Below are 18,426 nucleotides of genomic sequence, written 5' to 3' on the forward strand. Positions count from 1 at the left end.
TTTTAGTATTTTCTAAAGCGTTGGTAACGCTCCTCAATGAGCTGCTCTAGTGGCAGTTTACCAAGTTCATCAAGTTCTGCTCGGAGTTGTTCTTTGACTTGCTTGATCAGTTCTTTACTTGATAGACCTACCTCAGAGATAACCTTATCAACAATTTTCATATCTAGCAATTCGAAAGAAGTAATTTTCATCAACTCTGCAGCCTCCATGGCACGACTGCCGTCCTTCCAAAGAATAGACGCAAAGCCTTCAGGACTGAGAACTGCATAGATCGAGTTTTCTAACATCCAAACACGGTCAGCTACTGCAAGAGCTAAAGCCCCTCCTGAACCACCTTCACCGATAATAATGGCAATAATTGGCACCTTAAGATCGCTCATCTCCATGAGATTACGGGCAATAGCTTCACCTTGGCCACGCTCTTCTGCTCCGACACCAGGATAAGCACCAGCCGTGTTGATAAAAGTTACAACAGGACGGCCAAATTTTTCAGCCTGCTTCATCAAGCGAAGGGCTTTTCGATAACCTTCAGGATGAGGTTGTCCAAAGTTACGGTTAAGATTATCCTGTAAGCTTTTACCTTTTTGAATTCCAACAACAGTTACTGCTTGGTCTCCCAACCAACCGATACCACCAATAACAGCACCATCATCTCGGAAAGAGCGATCACCATGTAGCTCTACAAAGTCATCAAATATTCCTGTTGCGAAGTCCAAGGCAGTTAAGCGGGTTTGTTCACGTGCTTCTCTGACGATTTTTGCAATATTCATCAACAATCCCCCTTATGTAACCTTACTAATCGAGCAATCATCTCTGGCAATTCTCTCCGTTTAACAATCGCATCCACAAATCCATGTTCTAACAAAAACTCTGCCTTCTGGAAATCCTCTGGCAAATCTTCCCTTACGGTATTTTCAATGACACGACGTCCAGCAAATCCTACTAAACTTTGAGGCTCTGCCAAGATAATATCCCCTTCCATAGCAAAGGAAGCTGTAACACCACCAGTTGTTGGATCAGTAAGGATTGTTAGGTAAAAGAGACCTGCATTGGAATGACGTTTGACTGCTGCAGAGATTTTAGCCATCTGCATCAAACTCATGATTCCTTCTTGCATACGTGCTCCACCAGATGCTGTAAACAAGACGACTGGTAATTTTTCAGCTGTCGCGTATTCAAACAAACGAGTGGTTTTTTCACCAACTACTGTTCCCATAGACGCCATGATAAAATTAGAATCCATGATTCCGAGAGCAACTTTTTCACCCTTAATCAAAGCAGTTCCTGTAACAACAGCCTCATCAAGACCTGTTTTTTCACGCATAGAGGCTAATTTTTTCTGGTAGCCTGGAAATTCCAATGGATCTTGTGTCTCAATTCCTGTAAACATCTCTAGGAAGCTTCCCATGTCAATGGTTAAAGCAAGACGCTCTTGAGCTGAAATACGGAAGGTATAGCCACAGTGAGGACAAATACGGTCACTCCCCAAATCCTTTTGGTAAATGGTATGTTTACAACCTGGACATTTTGAGAAGAGTTCGTCTGGAACCTCAGGCTTGGCTTGGGGCTTTTCTCTAAGTGAACGATTGGGATTAATTCGTATATATTTATCTTTTTTACTAAATAGAGCCATACATCCCCCTTTTCAGTCTCATACTTTTTATATTATTCTTTTTCTTGATAGTGTGGTAAGAAAGTTTCCATCAAGAATGAAGTATCGTAGTCCCCTGCAATCACACGACGATCTGAAATCAAATCGAGTTGAAAATCAGCATTGGTGACGACTCCTTCAATTTCGAGTTCATAAAGAGCTCGTTGCATTTTCATGAGTGCATCAAAACGATTTTCACCATGAACAATAATTTTAGCAATCATACTATCATAGTATGGTGGAATGGTATACCCTGGATAAACTGCAGAGTCAACACGCAAGCCAACACCACCGCTTGGTAGATAAAGATTGGTAATCTTACCAGGGCTTGGTGCAAAATTAAAGGCTGGGTTTTCTGCGTTGATACGGCACTCAATAGCATGTCCTTTTAGAACAATGTCTTCTTGTTTCAGAGTCAAAGGTTGACCTGACGCAATACGGATTTGTTCCTTGACAATATCCACACCAGAAACAAATTCGGTTACTGGATGTTCTACTTGGACACGAGTATTCATCTCCATAAAGTAGAATTTGCCAGTTGCTTCATCTAGTAGGAATTCAATAGTACCAGCATTTTCATAACCAACAGACTCCGCCGCACGGACTGCTGCAGCACCAATTTCATTACGCAGTGTTTTCCCAATGGCAATCGAAGGACTTTCTTCTAAAACCTTTTGGTTATTCCGCTGAAGCGAACAGTCACGCTCACCTAGGTGAATAACATGTCCCATCTGGTCAGCTAGAATCTGTACCTCTATGTGGCGAGCAGGGTAAATCACACGCTCGAGGTACATAGCCCCATTTCCAAAGTTTGCTTTAGCTTCACTAGAGGCTGTTTCAAAGGCTGATACAAGATCTTCTGCCTTTTCAACCTTACGAATCCCTTTACCACCACCTCCAGCTGAAGCTTTAAGCATAACTGGATAACCAATTTTTTCGGCAACAGCAAGCGCTTCTTCTGCAGTATGGACTTCTCCATCTGATCCTGGAATGACAGGCACGTTTGCCTTAATCATTTGAGCACGGGCGTTAATTTTATCTCCCATGACATCCATTACTCGAGCTGATGGCCCAATAAATTTGATACCGACTTCTTCACACATAGTTGCAAATTTGGAATTTTCACTTAAAAAACCAAATCCAGGGTGAATAGCTTCAGCTTCAGTCAAGACCGCAGCTGATAGGATGGCATTGATGTTCAGATAAGATTCTGTAGCCTTTCCAGGGCCGATACAGATAGCCTCATCAGCCAAAAGCGTGTGGAGAGCTTCCTTGTCAGCAGTCGAATAGACAGCGACTGTTGCAATTCCTAACTCTCGTGCCGCACGGATAATACGAACAGCAATTTCACCACGATTGGCAATTAAAATCTTACGAAACATGGAAAACCTCCCTAGTTTCCAATAGCAAAGGTCAGAGTACCGCTTGCTGCAAGCTTACCATCTACTTCTGCCTTCGCTTCTACTACGGCGATTGTGCCACGACGTTTGACAAAAGTTGCTGTCATGACAAGCTGATCACCAGGAACAACTTGTTTCTTAAACTTAACCTTATCCATGCCAGCATAGAAGACGAGTTTCCCTTTGTTTTCAGGTTTAGACAATTCCAAAACACCTGCTGTCTGAGCCAAGGCTTCCATAATGAGTACTCCAGGCATAACTGGGTATTGTGGAAAATGACCATTGAAGAAAGGTTCGTTAATCGTTACATTTTTAATAGCAACAATTGTATCTTCACTAACTTCTAAGACACGATCTACTAAGAGCATGGGATAACGGTGTGGCAAAGCTTCTTTAATTTCTTGAATATCAATCATTTGATACGTACCAAGCCTTTCCCAAACTCAACCATTTCTTCATTTTCAACAAGAATTTCTGTTACAACACCGTCTTTAGGTGCTGGAATTTCGTTCATAACCTTCATAGCTTCGATGATGACCAAGGTTTGGCCTTTTTTAACAGTATCACCGACTGAAACAAAATTAGGTTTGTCTGGTCCGGCAGCCAAGTAAGCAACTCCGACAAGTGGACTTTCTACAAGGTCCCCCTCTGCTACAGATTCACTAGCACTTGATTCTGAAACTGCTTCTACAGCTGGTGTAGTTGGAGCTTGTGGTGTAACTGTAGGTACAGCTGCTGGAACCACAGGTTGAGGTGCTGGACTTGTTTCTGCCACAAGTTTCGCTTCATTCTTACTGAAGACCAACTCATCCGTTCCATTTTTATAAGAAAATTCTTTCAAGCTCGACTGGTCAAATTGTGCCATCAAGTCTTTGATTTCATTTAAATTCATTTTTACTTATTCTCCCAACGTTTGAAAGCAAGAACTGCATTATGCCCACCAAATCCAAAAGTATTTGAGATAGCATAAGGAATTTCACGTTCCAAGCCTTGTCCATAAATAACGTTTGCTTCAATGTAGTCTGACACTTCTGTTGTCCCAGCTGTCATTGGAACATAGTTGTTACGGATTGCTTCAATTGTTGCAATAGCCTCAACTGCACCTGCCGCACCGAGCAAGTGTCCTGTAAATGACTTGGTTGAAGATACAGGTACTTCCTTACCAAGAACCGCTACGATAGCACCACTTTCTCCCTTTTCATTAGCAGGAGTTGATGTACCGTGAGCATTGACATAAGCTACTTGGTCTGGTGTGATTTCAGCTTCCTCCAAGGCAAGTTTGATAGCTTTAATAGCACCTTGGCCTTCTGGATGTGGTGAAGTCATATGGTAGGCATCACAAGTATTCCCGTAACCGACAACTTCAGCTAGGATAGTTGCACCGCGTTTTTCAGCATGTTCTAAGCTCTCAAGAACCAACATCCCTGAACCTTCACCCATGACAAATCCATTACGGTCTTTATCAAATGGAATAGAAGCACGAGTTGGATCCTCTGTTGTTGAAAGAGCTGTTAAGGCTTGGAAACCAGCAATTGCAAATGGAGTAATTGAAGATTCTGATCCACCAACTAACATGATATCTTGGAAACCAAATTTGATAGAACGGAAGGCATCTCCGATAGCATCATTTGATGAAGCACAAGCTGTATTGATAGATTTACAGATACCATTGGCACCAAAGCGCATAGCTACATTTCCTGCAGCCATATTTGGTAAGGCTTTTGGAAGTGTTAATGGTTTAACACGTTTTGGTCCTTTTTCGTGAAGTCGAAGGACTTGGTCTTCGATTTCTCTGATTCCACCGATACCTGATGCAACGATGACACCAAAACGGTCCTTATCAAGCGCTTCTACGTCAAGATTTGCATTGTTCACTGCTTCTTGAGCTGCATACAAGGCATATAAAGAATAATCATCGAAACGATTGGTATCTTTTTTTACAAAATATTTGTCAAAAGGAAAATCGTTAATCTCTGCTGCATTATGAACATCAAAAGCGCTATGATCAAACTTGGTGATTTCACCAATCCCAATCTTTCCATTCTTTAAACTGTTCCAAAATTCTTCTGGCGTATTTCCAATTGGAGATGTTAATCCATAACCTGTTACTACTACACGATTTAGTTTCATTTTCATACCTCTATTTTAACTCTTATTGCATGGTAAGTCCACCATCAATTGCAATGACTTGTCCCGTTAGATAATCTTGGCTTGCAAGAAAGGCTGTGACCTCTGCCACTTGCTCAGCTTGACCAAATTGTTTCATCGGAATTTGTGCCAGCATGGCATCTTTTACCTTATCAGATAGGACTGCAGTCATATCTGATTCGATCATTCCTGGTGCAATGGCATTGACACGTACATTACGGTTGGCTACCTCACGTGCTACTGATTTGGTAAATCCAATTAGACCAGCCTTAGATGCAGCGTAGTTCGCTTGACCGATATTTCCCATCAAACCAACGACACTGGACATATTGATAATGGCCCCTTCACGAGCTTTTATCATCTGCTTCAAGACTGCTTGCGTCATGTTGAAGGCCCCCGTTAGATTGACTTTCAAGACCTTCTCAAAATCTTCTTCTGTCATCTTTAGCATGAGAGTGTCTTGAGTAATCCCGGCGTTATTAACTAGGACGTCAACTGAACCTAGCCCTTCAATAGCTTGGTCCACCATTCGTTTTGCATCCGTAAAATCAGAAACATCACCAGAAATAGCAAGTACCTTCACCCCGTAAGGTTTAAATTCGTTTAGAAGCTCCTCGGAGATTTCACCACGACTATTCAAGACAACATTGGCTCCCAAGCTGGCAAATTTATGAGCAATGGCAAGACCAATTCCTCGACTTGAGCCTGTAATAAAGACATTTTTCTGTTCTAGTTTCATTTTTCTCCTTTCAGAACTTCTATCATCCTGATCTAATTTTCTAAGAGTGCTTGTAAACTTGCTTGATCTTCCACATTTGCAAGTTGAGCAGTTTTATCAATCTTTTTAACAAATCCTGACAAGACTTTCCCAGGACCAATTTCGATAAAACGCGTCACACCAGCTTCTTGCATAACTGCAATGCTTTCATAGAAACGAACAGGTTCCTTGACTTGACGAGTCAAGAGTTCTGCAATTCGTTCTTTTTCCATGACCTTTGCTTCTGTATTACCAACAAGTGGACAAGCAAAGTCATTAAACTCAACATCTTCTAGGACTTGAGCTAATTTTTGACTAGCAGATTCCAATAAAGCTGTATGGAAAGGTCCAGAAACATTTAGCGGAATTAAGCGTTTTGCCCCTGCTTCTTGCAAGAGTTCAACTGCACGATCCACAGCAACCACCTCACCACCAATAACAATTTGGCTTGGGGTATTGTAGTTAGCTGGAGTCACAACTCCAAGTTGAGAAGCTTCTTGACAAGCTTGTTCAATAACTTCAACTGGAGTATTGAGTACGGCTACCATTTTACCAGACCCTGCAGGTGCTGCTTCTTCCATATAAGCTCCACGCTTAGCAACTAGAGCCACCGCATCTTCAAAATCCAAGGCGCCACTAGCTACAAGGGCAGAATATTCACCAAGAGACAGGCCTGCCACCATATCTGGTTGGTAACCTTTCTCCTTTAGTAGTCGGTAAATGGCAACGGATGTAGCCAAAATAGCTGGTTGTGTGTAACGAGTCTGATTTAGCTTCGTTTCATCGTTATCAATCAAGTCACGAAGATCATAACCTAAGACCTGGCTAGCTTGGTCGATTGTTTCTTTGACTATAGCATATTGGTCGTATAGTTCACGTCCCATTCCAAGGTACTGGGCTCCTTGACCTGCAAATAGAAAGGCTGTTTTAGTCATTTCTTGTAACTCCTGCCCAACGAGCGGCTTCTTTTTGAATTTTCTCAGCTGCACCATAGTAGATATCTTTTAAGATTTCTTCAACTGTTTCTTCTTTAGATACCAAACCTGCAATCTGGCCGGCCATTACTGAACCGCCATCTACATCACCATGGACAACAGCCTTAGCTAAGGCTCCAGCGCCCATTTGTTCAAAGATTTCTAGGTCTGGATTTTCTTGTTTAAAGGCATCTTTTTCAGCTTGCTCGAAATCACGAGTCAATTGATTTTTGATGGCACGAACTGCATGACCAAAATGTTGTGCTGAAATAGTTGTATCAATATCACGAGCTTTTAAAATCTTAGCTTTGTAGTTTGGATGAGCATTTGATTCTTTAGCAACTACAAAACGAGTTCCTACTTGCACAGCTTCCGCACCAAGCATAAATCCAGCAGCAGCTCCCTCACCGTCTGCAATACCACCTGCAGCGATAACAGGAATTGAAACAGCCGCCGCAACTTGACGAACCAAGGTCATGGTTGTTAATTTACCAATGTGTCCACCGGCTTCCATACCTTCAGCAATGACAGCATCTGCACCGATTTTTTCCATACGTTTAGCCAAAGCTACGCTAGGAACTACAGGAATAACGGTGATTCCCGCTTCATGAAATCTCTCCATATATTTACTTGGGTTCCCTGCACCAGTTGTGACTACCTTAACCCCTTCTTCAATAACGAGGTCGACAATATCCTCAACAAATGGAGACAAGAGCATGATATTGACACCAAAAGGCTTGTCTGTTAAAGATTTAATCTTATCGATGTTGGCTTTAACCACTTCTTTAGGTGCGTTTCCTCCACCAATGATACCGAGACCACCAGCTTTTGAAACAGCTCCAGCCAAATCACCATCTGCCACCCAGGCCATTCCACCTTGGAAGATAGGATATTTAATATTTAATAATTCAGTGATACGTGTTTTCATATTGCCTCCATAAGTCTTGCTTACGTAATAGTTCGACTTTATTATAATTTGACGGTCAAACTATTACCTAAACAAGAGGGAGCGGGTCTCCCCTACTCCTTCTTTATTTATTCTAATTATTTAGTTTGCTCTTCAACGTAAGCAACCAAGTCGCCAACTGTTTTCAAGTTGTCTTCAGCTTCGATTTGGATATCAAAAGCGTCTTCGATTTCTGAGATTACTTGGAACAAGTCCAATGAATCTGCATCCAAATCATCAAAAGTAGATTCAAGTGTTACTTCTGATGCATCTTTTCCAAGTTCTTCAACGATAATTTCTTGTACTTTTTCAAATACTGCCATGATAGACTCCTTTAAAATAAATAATTTTTTTATAACAATGTGATCACCACATGATTACCTAAATTGTAACAATAAGTGTGCCCCATGTCAAACCTCCACCGAAACCTGACAAGAGAATTTTTTGGCTACCATCCAAATGGATGAGCCCTTCTTCTACACACTCAGAAAGTAAAATCGGGATACTTGCCGCACTAGTATTTCCATACTTCATCATATTAGCAGGAAGCTTGTCACGATCGACACCGATTTTTCTAGCCATCTTATCTAAAATTCGAATATTAGCTTGATGAAGCAAGAGATAATCGAGTTCATCTGCTGATATTGGACTTTTTTCAATGGTCTGTTTAATAGATTTAGCCACGTCTCGAATTGCAAAGTCAAAAACTGCTCTCCCATCCATTTTCAAGAAAACATCTGGTTCTTCTTGAATCGAAAATGGTGAAATCAATCCTGTCTGTCCATAAGTGAGACACTCACCACGAGAACCATCGCTATTGAGACTTTCAGCTAAGAAATGTTTTTGATCACTTGCCTCAAGTAGTACACCACCAGCTCCATCTCCAAACAAGACAGCCGTTGAGCGGTCAGACCAATCCAATGATTTTGACATGGTCTCACTACCGATAACCAGACCCTTTCGATATGTTCCTGAAGAAATGAACTTTTCTGCAGTTGATAGGGCAAAAATAAATCCACTACAAGCAGCTGTTAAATCATAGGCAAAAGCCTTATGAGCGCCAATCTTTGCCTGAACACGAGCTGCGGTTGAAGGCATCATCGAGTCAGGTGTCATCGTCGCTATAATGATGAACTCTAGCTCATCAGCAGAGATCCCTGCCTTCTCTATAAGTTGTCTTGCAACCTCTGTCGCTAAATCTCCTGTTGATTTCGTCTTAGAAATATGGCGTTCTTTAATCCCTGTCCGACTTGAGATCCATTCATCACTCGTATCCATGACCTGAGCCAAGTCTTCGTTAGTGATAATCTGCTCTGGAGCATAATGAGCGACCTGGCTTATTTTTGCAAAAGCCATTACTTCAAATCCTCCAAAAAGTGATAAAGATTAGTCAAGCCTTTTCCCATAACTTCAATCTCTTCAGGACTCATGCCCTCGATAATTCTTTCGACCATGGCCTTATGGAAACGTTTATGAAGACGGTGAACGAGACGACCTTTCTTTGTCAAATGCAGATGTACTACACGACGATCTTGATCTGAACGGATACGTTCAATGTATCCTTTTCTCTCCAAATTGTTTAAACTCGTTGTCACAGTCCCTAGAGTTACCATCAACTCTTTGGAAACTTGACTCGGAGTCACTTCTGGATACTTTCCGATAACATCAATCGTGTGCATTTCTTTGATAGAGATGTCTTTGAAACGACTACCTCGCAAACTTACTTCCTCGATCACTAGGACGTTGTTAAAAATTGATGTTAAATAGTCATTGACTTGTTGGTAGTCCATTTCTCTTCCCTCCTTTATCAAAAAAAGTTTAATAATCAAAACATTTGACAAAAAAAGTATATCAAACTTCAAAGAATAGTGCAAGTATTTTTTATTTCCCGACAAATTTTGGACGTCTTCTTTCAGAATGTGCACGAACACCTTCTTTAAAATCTTCCGTATAGGATAGTGATTTTTGTAGTTCCAATTCAAGTTGAGCATATTCATGCCACTGCTTGAACTCACTTTCCCAAACAAGTTTCTTAATCGCAGCATAGGAATTTGAAGAACCACGTCTCAACTTTTTCAACAATTGTTCTCTTGTTTTTTCTAATTGTTCACTCGTACATAGACGGTATAGAGCTCCTGCGTCCATTGCCTTTTCAGCGGTGAAAGCTTCTCCAGTCATAGCTAATTGAGTTGCTCTAGTTGCACCGAGCGATCTTGTCAGCAAGAATAAGCCACCCGCGTCAGGAGCCAATCCTACACCTACAAAAGCCTGGATAAATTTAGACTTGTCAGATGCGATACAGAAATCAACTGCCAAGGCCATATTGGCTGCAGCTCCAGCAACTGCTCCATCCACCTCCATGATAACAGGCTTAGGAATCTGTTTAATCTTATAAGAAATAGTATTGACCAATTCAGCAATTCGAGTTAAGGAATCAATATCATCCTCATCGACAGCACGTTTCATTTCAACTAAATCACCACCGACAGAAAACACCTTACCAGCAGCATTGATGAGAATAAATGAAACAGAATCGTCTTTTTCAGCTAATTCCAGTGCTTCTAAAATTTCTTCACACATAGGAATATGGAAACCATTTGCCACCTCGGGACGATTTAAAGTAATCACCGCTAAATCGTCTTGAATTTGAAAGATAATATGATTCATAGCCACTCCTTTAATTTAAAAAGCTGATTAAATTATTTTATCTTCAAAGTATATCTTTTTCTTTTTAGTTATACAAGTAAAAATTGTATAAAAGTGTATCAGCCGATTTTTAAAGAGTCTTTTCTATACTAAAAATAACTAAGTTAAGCTAATCAGGTCCAGACCTCTAATAAGATGTAGCCTTTCCTATTGTAGATTGAAAAAAGCCCTTCTTTCTGCTATAATCGTATAAAATACAAACTGAGGAGTTTTTATGAAGGTTGTAAAATTTGGGGGAAGTTCACTCGCCTCTGCAAGCCAATTGAAAAAGGTTTTAAACATTGTAAAAAGTGACCCTGAACGTCGTTTTGTAGTTGTATCTGCACCAGGAAAGCGCGATGCTAAAGATACCAAGGTTACGGATGCTTTGATTAAATATTATCGTGATTATGTAGCAGGAAATGATATCAGTGCTAGTCAAAATTGGATTATCGATCGTTACGCTGCAATGGTTAGCGAACTAGGACTTAAACCAGCTGTTTTAGAACGAATCTCTAAAAGCATCCGAACTCTCGCTACCCTTCCAATTGAAAACAATGAATTTCTTTACGATACCTTCCTTGCTGCAGGGGAAAATAACAACGCTAAACTCATTGCAGCTTACTTTAACCAAAATGGATTAGAAGCTCGCTATGTTCATCCACGAGAGGCTGGTATTGTTGTTACAAGCGAACCTGGAAATGCTCGCATCATTCCTTCAAGTTATGATAAAATCGAAGAGCTCAATAATGGAACGGAAGTTCTGGTTATTCCGGGATTCTTCGGTGTGACTAAAGAGAATCAAATCTGTACCTTCTCACGTGGTGGATCTGATATTACTGGTTCAATTATCGCAGCTGGAGTTAAAGCTGACCTTTATGAAAACTTTACTGATGTTGACGGAATTTTTGCTGCCCACCCTGGTATCATTCACAAGCCACACTCAATCCCTGAATTGACTTACCGTGAAATGCGGGAATTGGCCTATGCAGGTTTCTCTGTACTGCATGACGAAGCACTCCTTCCAGCCTACCGTGGTAAAATTCCTCTCGTTATCAAAAATACCAATAACCCTGACCATCCAGGTACTCGTATCGTTCTGAAACACAGTAGTGATGAATTCCCAGTAGTGGGGATTGCTGGTGATTCTGGTTTTGTCAGCATCAATATGTCTAAGTACCTCATGAACCGCGAAGTTGGTTTTGGTCGTAAAGTACTTCAAATTCTAGAAGACCTGAATATTGGTTGGGAACATATGCCAACTGGTATCGATGACCTATCTATCATTTTACGTTCACGAGAATTAACTCCTATTAAAGAAGAAGAAATCCTTCGTCAATTAGTTCAAAAAGCAGAGGTCGACCACGCTGAAATCGAACATGACCTGTCTATCATCATGATTGTTGGCGAAAAAATGAAGCGCCATATCGGGGTAACTGCTACAGCCACTCGTGCCTTATCTGAAAACAATATCAACATTCAAATGATGTCACAAGGTTCTAGTGAAGTTTCTATCATGTTCGTTGTCCACAAAGACCAAGAAAAAGCGGCTCTTAAGGCTCTCTACCAAGCATTTTTCGGTGAAAGTAAGGAAGACTAAACATGGCACAATCTCTCAATAAAGTCGTTGACTTACAAACTACTGGAACTTCTTACCTCTCTATACAAGGAAAAGTTGGAAAATTTCTGGTAGGAGACCAAGCCTTGGAGTTTTACTCGGATCGCAATATTGAGGATTATATTCAAATCCCATGGTCTAGCGTTAATCAAATCGGAGCCAATGTTTCAGGCCGTAAGGTTAGTCGTCATTTTGAAGTTTTTACAGACCAAGGAAAATTCCTCTTTGCCTCAAAAGACTCCGGAAAAATTCTTAAAATTGCTCGGGAAAAAATCGGAAATGAAAAGGTTGTGAAGCTTCCAACCTTACTCCAAATCATCGGTCGTAAAATCAAAAATCTATTTGCAAAAAAATAGAAAGTTTAGTATAATCATAGAAACGGATAAGTAGGTTATCCTCTTCTTCCAGAAAGTCTGCGGATGCTGTGAGCAGATAGGAGAGATAGGTGAAATTCTACCGTTGTTTTAAATCAAATACAGAATCAAGTGCACACCTGTGAAGTTGGATGGAACCGTGGCTCTGCCACTCCAACGCTTTGTCAGGTGTGCTTTTTTCATAAAGGAGTTTATATGCTAGATATCAAACGTATTCGTACAGACTTTGATGCTGTCGCAGAAAAATTGGCTACACGTGGTGTAGATGCTGCTATCTTGAACGAGATGAAAGAAATCGATGCTAAACGTCGTGACATCTTGGTTAAGGTTGAAACCCTCAAGGCAGAGCGTAACACGGTTTCTGCTGAAATTGCTCAAGCTAAGCGCAACAAGGAAAATGCCGATGATAAGATCGCTGCCATGCAAACCCTATCTGCCGAAGTCAAAGCACTCGATGCAGAATTAGCTGAAATTGATGCTAAATTGACAGAATTTACCACTACTCTTCCAAACATCCCAGCTGACAGTGTTCCTATTGGGGCAGACGAAGATGATAACGTAGAAGTTCGCCGTTGGGGAACTCCTCGTGAGTTTGACTTTGAACCAAAAGCCCACTGGGATCTCGGAGAAGACCTTGGTATTCTTGACTGGGAACGTGGTGGAAAAGTCACTGGAGCTCGTTTCCTCTTCTATAAAGGCCTCGGAGCTCGCTTGGAACGTGCCATCTACAACTTTATGCTAGATGAGCATGGTAAGGAAGGTTATACTGAAGTCATCACCCCTTACATGGTTAACCATGATTCTATGTTTGGTACTGGCCAATATCCAAAATTCAAGGAAGATACTTTTGAGATCAGCGATACCAACTATGTCCTCATTCCTACAGCTGAAGTACCTTTGACTAACTACTACCGTGATGAAATTATTGATGGTAAGGAACTGCCAATCTACTTTACTGCTATGAGTCCATCATTCCGTTCTGAAGCTGGTTCTGCTGGTCGAGATACTCGCGGTTTGATTCGCTTGCACCAATTCCACAAGGTAGAAATGGTGAAATTTGCTAAACCTGAAGAGTCATATGAAGAACTAGAAAAGATGACAGCTAACGCTGAAAACATCCTTCAAAAACTCAACTTGCCATACCGTGTAGTTGCTCTTTCTACAGGAGATATGGGCTTCTCAGCTGCCAAGACTTACGACTTGGAAGTTTGGATCCCAGCGCAAAATACCTACCGAGAAATCTCAAGCTGTTCCAATACAGAAGATTTCCAAGCCCGTCGTGCTCAAATTCGCTACCGTGATGAAGCCGATGGCAAGGTGAAACTCCTTCATACCTTGAACGGTTCTGGACTTGCTGTTGGACGTACCGTTGCTGCAATTCTTGAAAACTATCAAAACGAAGATGGTTCTGTTACTATTCCTGAAGTCCTTCGTCCATACATGGGTGGAGCTGAAGTCATCAAACCATAACAATTTCAGATATAAAAGAGGCTGGGACAAAAGTCCTGGCCTCTCAATTGTCTTTGGATTGTCGTGCAAGACGCAGTGGTTGAGTGGGCTCCACTTCGCTGATTTTATCAGCTTTTACAGCCCTACTCAACTGTGCGGAGGTGAGACGACGAAATCGAATTCTAACGAATTACCGATTTCTGTCCCACTCTCTTTTAAGTGATTCAAAAGAAACAGGTAGAAATCATGATTTCTACCTGTTTTTATTTATTAGTAACCACCCATCATTGAAGGATCCATAGCTGGAGCTGGTGCTACTGGTTCTGGTTTGTTGGCCACAACGGCTTCTGTTGTTAGAATCAAACTTGCTACTGAAGCTGCGTTTTGAAGGGCTGAACGGCTAACCTTAACAGGATCGATAATACCTGCTTCAATCATGTTAACCCATTCACCTGTCGCAGCGTTGAAGCCTGTACCAGCTTCTGCATTTTTCAAACGATCAATAACAATTGAACCTTCATAGCCTGCATTGTAGGCAATTTGGCGGACTGGCTCTTCCAAGGCACGAAGAACAATGCTACGTCCTGTTGCTTCATCACCTGTCAATTCTAAAGCTTCAACAGCTGGAATGACATTCACAAGAGCAGTACCACCACCTGCAACAATACCTTCTTCCACTGCTGCACGGGTAGCGTTAAGGGCATCTTCGATGCGGAGTTTCATTTCTTTCAATTCAGTTTCAGTTGCAGCACCGACCTTGATAACTGCTACTCCACCTGATAATTTAGCCAAGCGTTCTTGGAGTTTTTCACGGTCGAATTCTGAAGTTGTTGTTTCGATTTGAGACTTGATGACAGCTACACGGTTAGCAATCGCTTCAGGATTTCCTGCACCTTCTACAATAACTGTGCTATCTTTATCTACAGACACTTTAGCTGCTTGACCTAAAGCTTCGATAGTAGCATCTTTCAATTCAAGACCAAGATCTTCTGTGATAACAGTTCCACCTGTCAAAATTGCGATGTCTTCCAACATTGCTTTTCGACGGTCCCCGAAACCTGGTGCCTTAACAGCAACTACGTTGAAAGTTCCACGAATCTTGTTCAAAACAAGGGTTGGCAGAGCTTCACCATCAACATCATCTGCAATAATTAAGAGCGGACGGCTACTTTGAAGAATACTTTCTAGAAGTGGCAAGATTTCTTGGATGTTTGAAATCTTCTTGTCTGTGATTAAAATGTACGGATTTTCAAGGTCTGCAACCATTTTTTCATTATCAGTAACCATGTATTGTGAGAGGTAACCACGGTCAAACTGCATTCCTTCTACAACTTCAAGCTCTGTTTCCATACCACGTGATTCTTCAATAGTGATAACTCCATCTTTACCAACTTTTTCCATGGCTTCAGAGATGTATTCACCCACTTTTTCAGAGCGAGAGGATACGGCAGCGACTTGTGCGATTGCTTCCTTGCTTGATACTGGAATGGCATTGTTCTTCAAGGCTTCTACAGCAGTTGCAACTGCTGCTTCAATCCCACGACGGATACCGATTGGGTTTGCTCCTGCTGTAACGTTCTTGATTCCTTCACGAACGATGGCTTGGGTCAAGACAGTTGCAGTGGTTGTCCCGTCACCAGCAATATCGTTGGTTTTAGAAGCTACTTCTGATACCAATTTGGCACCCATATTTTCAAAATGGTCTTCCAATTCGATTTCTTTGGCGATTGTTACACCGTCGTTGGTAATCAATGGAGAACCAAATGATTTTTCAAGAACAACGTTACGGCCTTTAGGTCCCAAGGTCACTTTAACAGTATCAGCTAGGATATCAACGCCACGGACCATTGCTGAGCGTGCATCAGATGAAAATTTAATCTCTTTTGACATACTTATTTCCTCCTATTATTCTTCCACAATTGCTAAGATGTTAGCCTCACCAACGATGACATATTTTTCATCACCATCTTTGACTTCAATACCCGCATGAGCTTCGACTAAAACTTGATCTCCAACTTTTACACTTGGAGCAACTAGTTCACCGCTCAAGGTACGAACACCTTGTCCAATAGCTACTACTTTAGCTGTTTTTGTTTTTTCTTGGGCTGATCCTGCAAGGACAAAGCCACCAACTGTTTGTTCTTTTTCTTCAATTTTCAAGACCACGCGGTCTCCTAATGGTTTCAACATCTGCTTTCCTCCATAAGATAATCATATTATTAGCACTCTTTGCATACGAGTGCTAAACCATAGTTCTATTGTATCACTTAGTCAGAAATAGTCAAGAAAAAAACACCTCAAAAATGAAAGAGATGTTCCTTTAATATTAATTGAGAATCGTCAACTTTTGATTGAAATCATCGATAACCTTTTGGAGATTGATCCGCCCGCGGTAGATACCATATCCAAAAACCACCATTCCTAATATTCCAATCAAGGCAAGTAAAATTCCGAAAATTAAGAGTGGGAGGAAGGTTTTATGAAAAAGATAAATCAATACCACACCAATACTAGCAGTGATAAAGAGCAAACTGAACCAACGACCCAAATTTTCAAGCATGTGGCGTTGATACTTAATTTCTGTTTCATATCCATTAACAAGTTCTTGTTTTGTAACCATGAAAATCCTCCTGATAAAAATTGAGAATGAAGTGTAAGAGAAGGAGATTAGTCTACTTCATTCTCAAAATTTTTACTAGTAAATATTGGGTTCTCTTGACCTTAGTAATTAAGATGTGGGTCAAAGATACCTAGAGCAACACCAATTAAGGCAACAACAACTAGAATTAACATGACTTTGTTTGGTGAAACTTTTTTCTTAGACATCAACCACCAGCAAATAGTGATGAAGGTTGCTGTCAAGAGACCTGGATAAACACCATCAATCTTTTCTTGAATTTTAAGGAAGGCTTCTCCATTAGCATTTTTGAATTCGAGTGCTGTTGTAACAGAGACCCAAGTCGCTGCTACGGCACCAATAACCATACCACCGACAACGCTGATTGCTTTACGAAGAGCTTGTCCTTTTGGTCCTACTAGGAATTCAACGGCTTTATCCCCTAATTGATATCCTTTGAAGAAGGCAAAGCGCATACCAAAGTAGACTAGGAAGTTCCATACGACGATGTAGAAGATAGCACCAGCGACGTTACCACCTTTAGAAAGACCAAGTGCAATCCCCAAAAGAACTGGAATCAAGGTACCAACGATCAAAGAGTCACCAATACCAGCGATTGGTCCCATCAAACCGGCACGCATCCCATTGATGGTTTCACCATCTACTGCATCTCCATTTGCACGTGCTTCTTCCAAACCAGCTGTAATCCCTACAACAAGAGATCCAAGTTGCGGTTCAGTATTGAAGAAAGCAGTATAGGTTTGCATAGCATCTTTTTGTTCTTCTTTTGTATCATACATTTCTTCTACGATTGGAAGCATAGAAGTCAAGTACCCAAAGGTTTGCATGTGTTCTTGAGAGAAACAAGTCAAATGACCATAATACCAATGATGAAATGCTTTTGCTAATGTTTTCTTTGAAATTTTCTTTCTATCAGCCATTTTAAATATCCTCCTCATCATCGTCTACGTAAACAGCCCCAGCTGGAACAGCTTTCATAGATTTGATTACTTCAAGTTCATAGTAGATTACTGCAAAGATCAATGAAACAACCGCACTCGCTACCAAGTTCAAGCCGAGAGATTTAGCCAAGGTAAATCCAACAAAGAATGGAATGAAGTCAGTTGCTTTTGTAACAATTTGTTTCAACAAGATAGCAATACCGACACATGGGAGAAGAGCTCCGACTGTAAAGAGAGCTTTCATCCAGAAACCATCCATAGGAAGGTAAAGTTTCATCAAATCAACCATGTTTTCACCATATTTAGTGATAATCATAGTTGGAAGGAAAGAGAAGAGGAAGTGAGAGATCCATGGGTAAACCCAGTCAACTGCGTAGAGTTTTTTGAAGTTTCCTTCTTCAACGGCTTTCCAACCAATGTGTTGCCAAAGCAAGTTCATGGTAGCTGTTCCGTAGAAAAGAACAGTACCGATTGTCCCAACGGCCGCACCGATTGGGGCTGCAGCTGCTGCAATTCCAGCTTCATCTGTGATGTGATTTGCATGCACAAACAAGATAGCAAGAGGAACACCGATATAAGAAATGGCACGAACATCCGCAGATACGGTTCCACCAGGTGTTACCAAGGCGATATAAACGACTTGAAGGGCAACCCCTACCATAATACCGGTTGTCACATCTCCAAGAATTAAACCTGAGATCAACCCACCAATCAAGGGACGACCGAGTGTATAGTTCCCGATACTGGAACCTCCCATACCAGGCATTGAAGACAAGCTGGCGAAAACTGCAAGCAAGATTGCTTGAATCCATGAAATTGTCATAACAAACGCTCCTTTTTGTTTG

The 18,426-nt window shown here is 41.2% G+C and carries 21 protein-coding genes; 3 read left to right on the forward strand and 18 right to left on the reverse strand.

Annotated elements, in window-relative coordinates:
• Positions 1-2: 2 nt before the first annotated feature.
• From LG369_RS06730 to LG369_RS06790, 13 genes are all read right to left on the reverse strand, one after another.
• Entirely contained in the window at positions 3-770 is a 768-nt protein-coding gene (locus tag LG369_RS06730; RefSeq protein ID WP_225750690.1) for an acetyl-CoA carboxylase carboxyl transferase subunit alpha, read from the reverse strand.
• Positions 770-1,633 carry an acetyl-CoA carboxylase, carboxyltransferase subunit beta gene (gene accD / locus LG369_RS06735; protein ID WP_225750691.1) on the reverse strand — a complete coding sequence of 288 codons (864 nt, stop codon included), beginning with the start codon at positions 1,631-1,633 and terminating at the stop codon, positions 770-772. The genes LG369_RS06730 and accD overlap by 1 nt, the downstream gene beginning before the upstream one ends.
• Positions 1,634-1,665: 32 nt before the next feature.
• Entirely contained in the window at positions 1,666-3,033 is a 1,368-nt protein-coding gene (accC, locus tag LG369_RS06740) for an acetyl-CoA carboxylase biotin carboxylase subunit (RefSeq protein ID WP_000488670.1), read from the reverse strand.
• An 11-nt stretch (positions 3,034-3,044) separates the two neighbouring features.
• On the reverse strand, positions 3,045-3,467 hold the full coding sequence (fabZ, locus tag LG369_RS06745; protein ID WP_050129038.1) for a 3-hydroxyacyl-ACP dehydratase FabZ: 423 nt from the start codon (positions 3,465-3,467) through the stop codon (positions 3,045-3,047).
• Positions 3,464-3,943, reverse strand: a complete 480-nt coding sequence (gene accB, locus LG369_RS06750; RefSeq protein ID WP_225750692.1) for an acetyl-CoA carboxylase biotin carboxyl carrier protein — start codon at positions 3,941-3,943, stop codon at positions 3,464-3,466. The genes fabZ and accB overlap by 4 nt, the downstream gene beginning before the upstream one ends.
• Positions 3,944-3,945: 2 nt before the next feature.
• Positions 3,946-5,181 (reverse strand): beta-ketoacyl-ACP synthase II, encoded by a 1,236-nt coding sequence (gene fabF / locus LG369_RS06755; RefSeq protein WP_225750755.1) that lies wholly within the window; start codon positions 5,179-5,181, stop codon positions 3,946-3,948.
• 22 nt (positions 5,182-5,203) lie between these two features.
• Complete coding sequence (gene fabG, locus LG369_RS06760; RefSeq protein WP_049494243.1) at positions 5,204-5,938, reverse strand: 3-oxoacyl-[acyl-carrier-protein] reductase; 735 nt, start codon at positions 5,936-5,938, stop codon at positions 5,204-5,206.
• A gap of 32 nt (positions 5,939-5,970) precedes the next feature.
• Positions 5,971-6,891: an ACP S-malonyltransferase gene (gene fabD / locus LG369_RS06765; protein ID WP_225750693.1), complete on the reverse strand. Its 921-nt coding sequence runs from the start codon at positions 6,889-6,891 to the stop codon at positions 5,971-5,973.
• Positions 6,884-7,858 carry an enoyl-[acyl-carrier-protein] reductase FabK gene (fabK, locus tag LG369_RS06770; protein WP_225750694.1) on the reverse strand — a complete coding sequence of 325 codons (975 nt, stop codon included), beginning with the start codon at positions 7,856-7,858 and terminating at the stop codon, positions 6,884-6,886. Before fabK ends, fabD begins: the two co-directional genes overlap by 8 nt.
• Positions 7,859-7,974: 116 nt before the next feature.
• Entirely contained in the window at positions 7,975-8,199 is a 225-nt protein-coding gene (locus LG369_RS06775; RefSeq protein ID WP_000257840.1) for an acyl carrier protein, read from the reverse strand.
• A gap of 58 nt (positions 8,200-8,257) precedes the next feature.
• On the reverse strand, positions 8,258-9,232 hold the full coding sequence (locus LG369_RS06780; RefSeq protein ID WP_225750695.1) for a beta-ketoacyl-ACP synthase III: 975 nt from the start codon (positions 9,230-9,232) through the stop codon (positions 8,258-8,260).
• On the reverse strand, positions 9,232-9,666 hold the full coding sequence (locus LG369_RS06785) for a MarR family winged helix-turn-helix transcriptional regulator (RefSeq protein ID WP_004251873.1): 435 nt from the start codon (positions 9,664-9,666) through the stop codon (positions 9,232-9,234). Before LG369_RS06785 ends, LG369_RS06780 begins: the two co-directional genes overlap by 1 nt.
• Positions 9,667-9,757: 91 nt before the next feature.
• Positions 9,758-10,543 carry an enoyl-CoA hydratase gene (locus tag LG369_RS06790; protein ID WP_225750696.1) on the reverse strand — a complete coding sequence of 262 codons (786 nt, stop codon included), beginning with the start codon at positions 10,541-10,543 and terminating at the stop codon, positions 9,758-9,760.
• Positions 10,544-10,796: 253 nt separating this feature from the next.
• On the opposite strand from LG369_RS06790, the gene LG369_RS06795 reads away from it, so the two are divergent.
• The 3 genes from LG369_RS06795 to serS all read left to right on the forward strand — a co-directional run bounded on the left by LG369_RS06795 (position 10,797) and on the right by serS (position 14,023).
• Positions 10,797-12,161 (forward strand): aspartate kinase, encoded by a 1,365-nt coding sequence (locus LG369_RS06795; protein ID WP_006151997.1) that lies wholly within the window; start codon positions 10,797-10,799, stop codon positions 12,159-12,161.
• 2 nt (positions 12,162-12,163) lie between these two features.
• Positions 12,164-12,535, forward strand: a complete 372-nt coding sequence (locus LG369_RS06800) for a DUF956 family protein (RefSeq protein ID WP_004251868.1) — start codon at positions 12,164-12,166, stop codon at positions 12,533-12,535.
• Positions 12,536-12,748: 213 nt separating this feature from the next.
• Positions 12,749-14,023, forward strand: coding sequence for a serine--tRNA ligase (gene serS / locus LG369_RS06805; RefSeq protein WP_225750697.1), 1,275 nt, complete (start codon positions 12,749-12,751; stop codon positions 14,021-14,023).
• A 249-nt stretch (positions 14,024-14,272) separates the two neighbouring features.
• Here the strand turns inward: serS and groL are convergent, their stop codons facing one another.
• The 5 genes from groL to LG369_RS06830 all read right to left on the reverse strand — a co-directional run bounded on the left by groL (position 14,273) and on the right by LG369_RS06830 (position 18,404).
• Entirely contained in the window at positions 14,273-15,892 is a 1,620-nt protein-coding gene (groL, locus tag LG369_RS06810; RefSeq protein WP_225750698.1) for a chaperonin GroEL, read from the reverse strand.
• Between the two features lie 15 nt (positions 15,893-15,907).
• Complete coding sequence (gene groES / locus LG369_RS06815; RefSeq protein WP_000917314.1) at positions 15,908-16,192, reverse strand: co-chaperone GroES; 285 nt, start codon at positions 16,190-16,192, stop codon at positions 15,908-15,910.
• Positions 16,193-16,328: 136 nt separating this feature from the next.
• Complete coding sequence (locus tag LG369_RS06820) at positions 16,329-16,622, reverse strand: hypothetical protein (RefSeq protein ID WP_000256768.1); 294 nt, start codon at positions 16,620-16,622, stop codon at positions 16,329-16,331.
• A gap of 101 nt (positions 16,623-16,723) precedes the next feature.
• Complete coding sequence (locus LG369_RS06825) at positions 16,724-17,578, reverse strand: PTS system mannose/fructose/sorbose family transporter subunit IID (RefSeq protein WP_029689583.1); 855 nt, start codon at positions 17,576-17,578, stop codon at positions 16,724-16,726.
• A complete protein-coding gene (locus tag LG369_RS06830) occupies positions 17,562-18,404 on the reverse strand; it encodes a PTS mannose/fructose/sorbose/N-acetylgalactosamine transporter subunit IIC (protein WP_000156207.1) in 843 nt (280 codons plus the stop codon). Before LG369_RS06830 ends, LG369_RS06825 begins: the two co-directional genes overlap by 17 nt.
• Positions 18,405-18,426: the final 22 nt, after the last annotated feature.

Source organism: Streptococcus sp. Marseille-Q4154 (genome assembly GCF_916700545.1).
Taxonomy (GTDB): Bacteria; Bacillota; Bacilli; order Lactobacillales; family Streptococcaceae; genus Streptococcus; species Streptococcus infantis_I.

Bases quoted from the DNA above. Each gene is read 5' to 3' on its own strand.
- LG369_RS06730 (WP_225750690.1), bottom strand. From the start codon at position 770: ATGAATATTGCAAAAATCGTCAGAGAAGCACGTGAACAAACCCGCTTA.
- accD (WP_225750691.1), bottom strand. From the start codon at position 1,633: ATGGCTCTATTTAGTAAAAAAGATAAATATATACGAATTAATCCCAAT.
- accC (WP_000488670.1), bottom strand. From the start codon at position 3,033: ATGTTTCGTAAGATTTTAATTGCCAATCGTGGTGAAATTGCTGTTCGT.
- fabZ (WP_050129038.1), bottom strand. From the start codon at position 3,467: ATGATTGATATTCAAGAAATTAAAGAAGCTTTGCCACACCGTTATCCC.
- accB (WP_225750692.1), bottom strand. From the start codon at position 3,943: ATGAATTTAAATGAAATCAAAGACTTGATGGCACAATTTGACCAGTCG.
- fabF (WP_225750755.1), bottom strand. From the start codon at position 5,181: ATGAAACTAAATCGTGTAGTAGTAACAGGTTATGGATTAACATCTCCA.
- fabG (WP_049494243.1), bottom strand. From the start codon at position 5,938: ATGAAACTAGAACAGAAAAATGTCTTTATTACAGGCTCAAGTCGAGGA.
- fabD (WP_225750693.1), bottom strand. From the start codon at position 6,891: ATGACTAAAACAGCCTTTCTATTTGCAGGTCAAGGAGCCCAGTACCTT.
- fabK (WP_225750694.1), bottom strand. From the start codon at position 7,858: ATGAAAACACGTATCACTGAATTATTAAATATTAAATATCCTATCTTC.
- LG369_RS06775 (WP_000257840.1), bottom strand. From the start codon at position 8,199: ATGGCAGTATTTGAAAAAGTACAAGAAATTATCGTTGAAGAACTTGGA.
- LG369_RS06780 (WP_225750695.1), bottom strand. From the start codon at position 9,232: ATGGCTTTTGCAAAAATAAGCCAGGTCGCTCATTATGCTCCAGAGCAG.
- LG369_RS06785 (WP_004251873.1), bottom strand. From the start codon at position 9,666: ATGGACTACCAACAAGTCAATGACTATTTAACATCAATTTTTAACAAC.
- LG369_RS06790 (WP_225750696.1), bottom strand. From the start codon at position 10,543: ATGAATCATATTATCTTTCAAATTCAAGACGATTTAGCGGTGATTACT.
- LG369_RS06795 (WP_006151997.1), top strand. From the start codon at position 10,797: ATGAAGGTTGTAAAATTTGGGGGAAGTTCACTCGCCTCTGCAAGCCAA.
- LG369_RS06800 (WP_004251868.1), top strand. From the start codon at position 12,164: ATGGCACAATCTCTCAATAAAGTCGTTGACTTACAAACTACTGGAACT.
- serS (WP_225750697.1), top strand. From the start codon at position 12,749: ATGCTAGATATCAAACGTATTCGTACAGACTTTGATGCTGTCGCAGAA.
- groL (WP_225750698.1), bottom strand. From the start codon at position 15,892: ATGTCAAAAGAGATTAAATTTTCATCTGATGCACGCTCAGCAATGGTC.
- groES (WP_000917314.1), bottom strand. From the start codon at position 16,192: ATGTTGAAACCATTAGGAGACCGCGTGGTCTTGAAAATTGAAGAAAAA.
- LG369_RS06820 (WP_000256768.1), bottom strand. From the start codon at position 16,622: ATGGTTACAAAACAAGAACTTGTTAATGGATATGAAACAGAAATTAAG.
- LG369_RS06825 (WP_029689583.1), bottom strand. From the start codon at position 17,578: ATGAGGAGGATATTTAAAATGGCTGATAGAAAGAAAATTTCAAAGAAA.
- LG369_RS06830 (WP_000156207.1), bottom strand. From the start codon at position 18,404: ATGACAATTTCATGGATTCAAGCAATCTTGCTTGCAGTTTTCGCCAGC.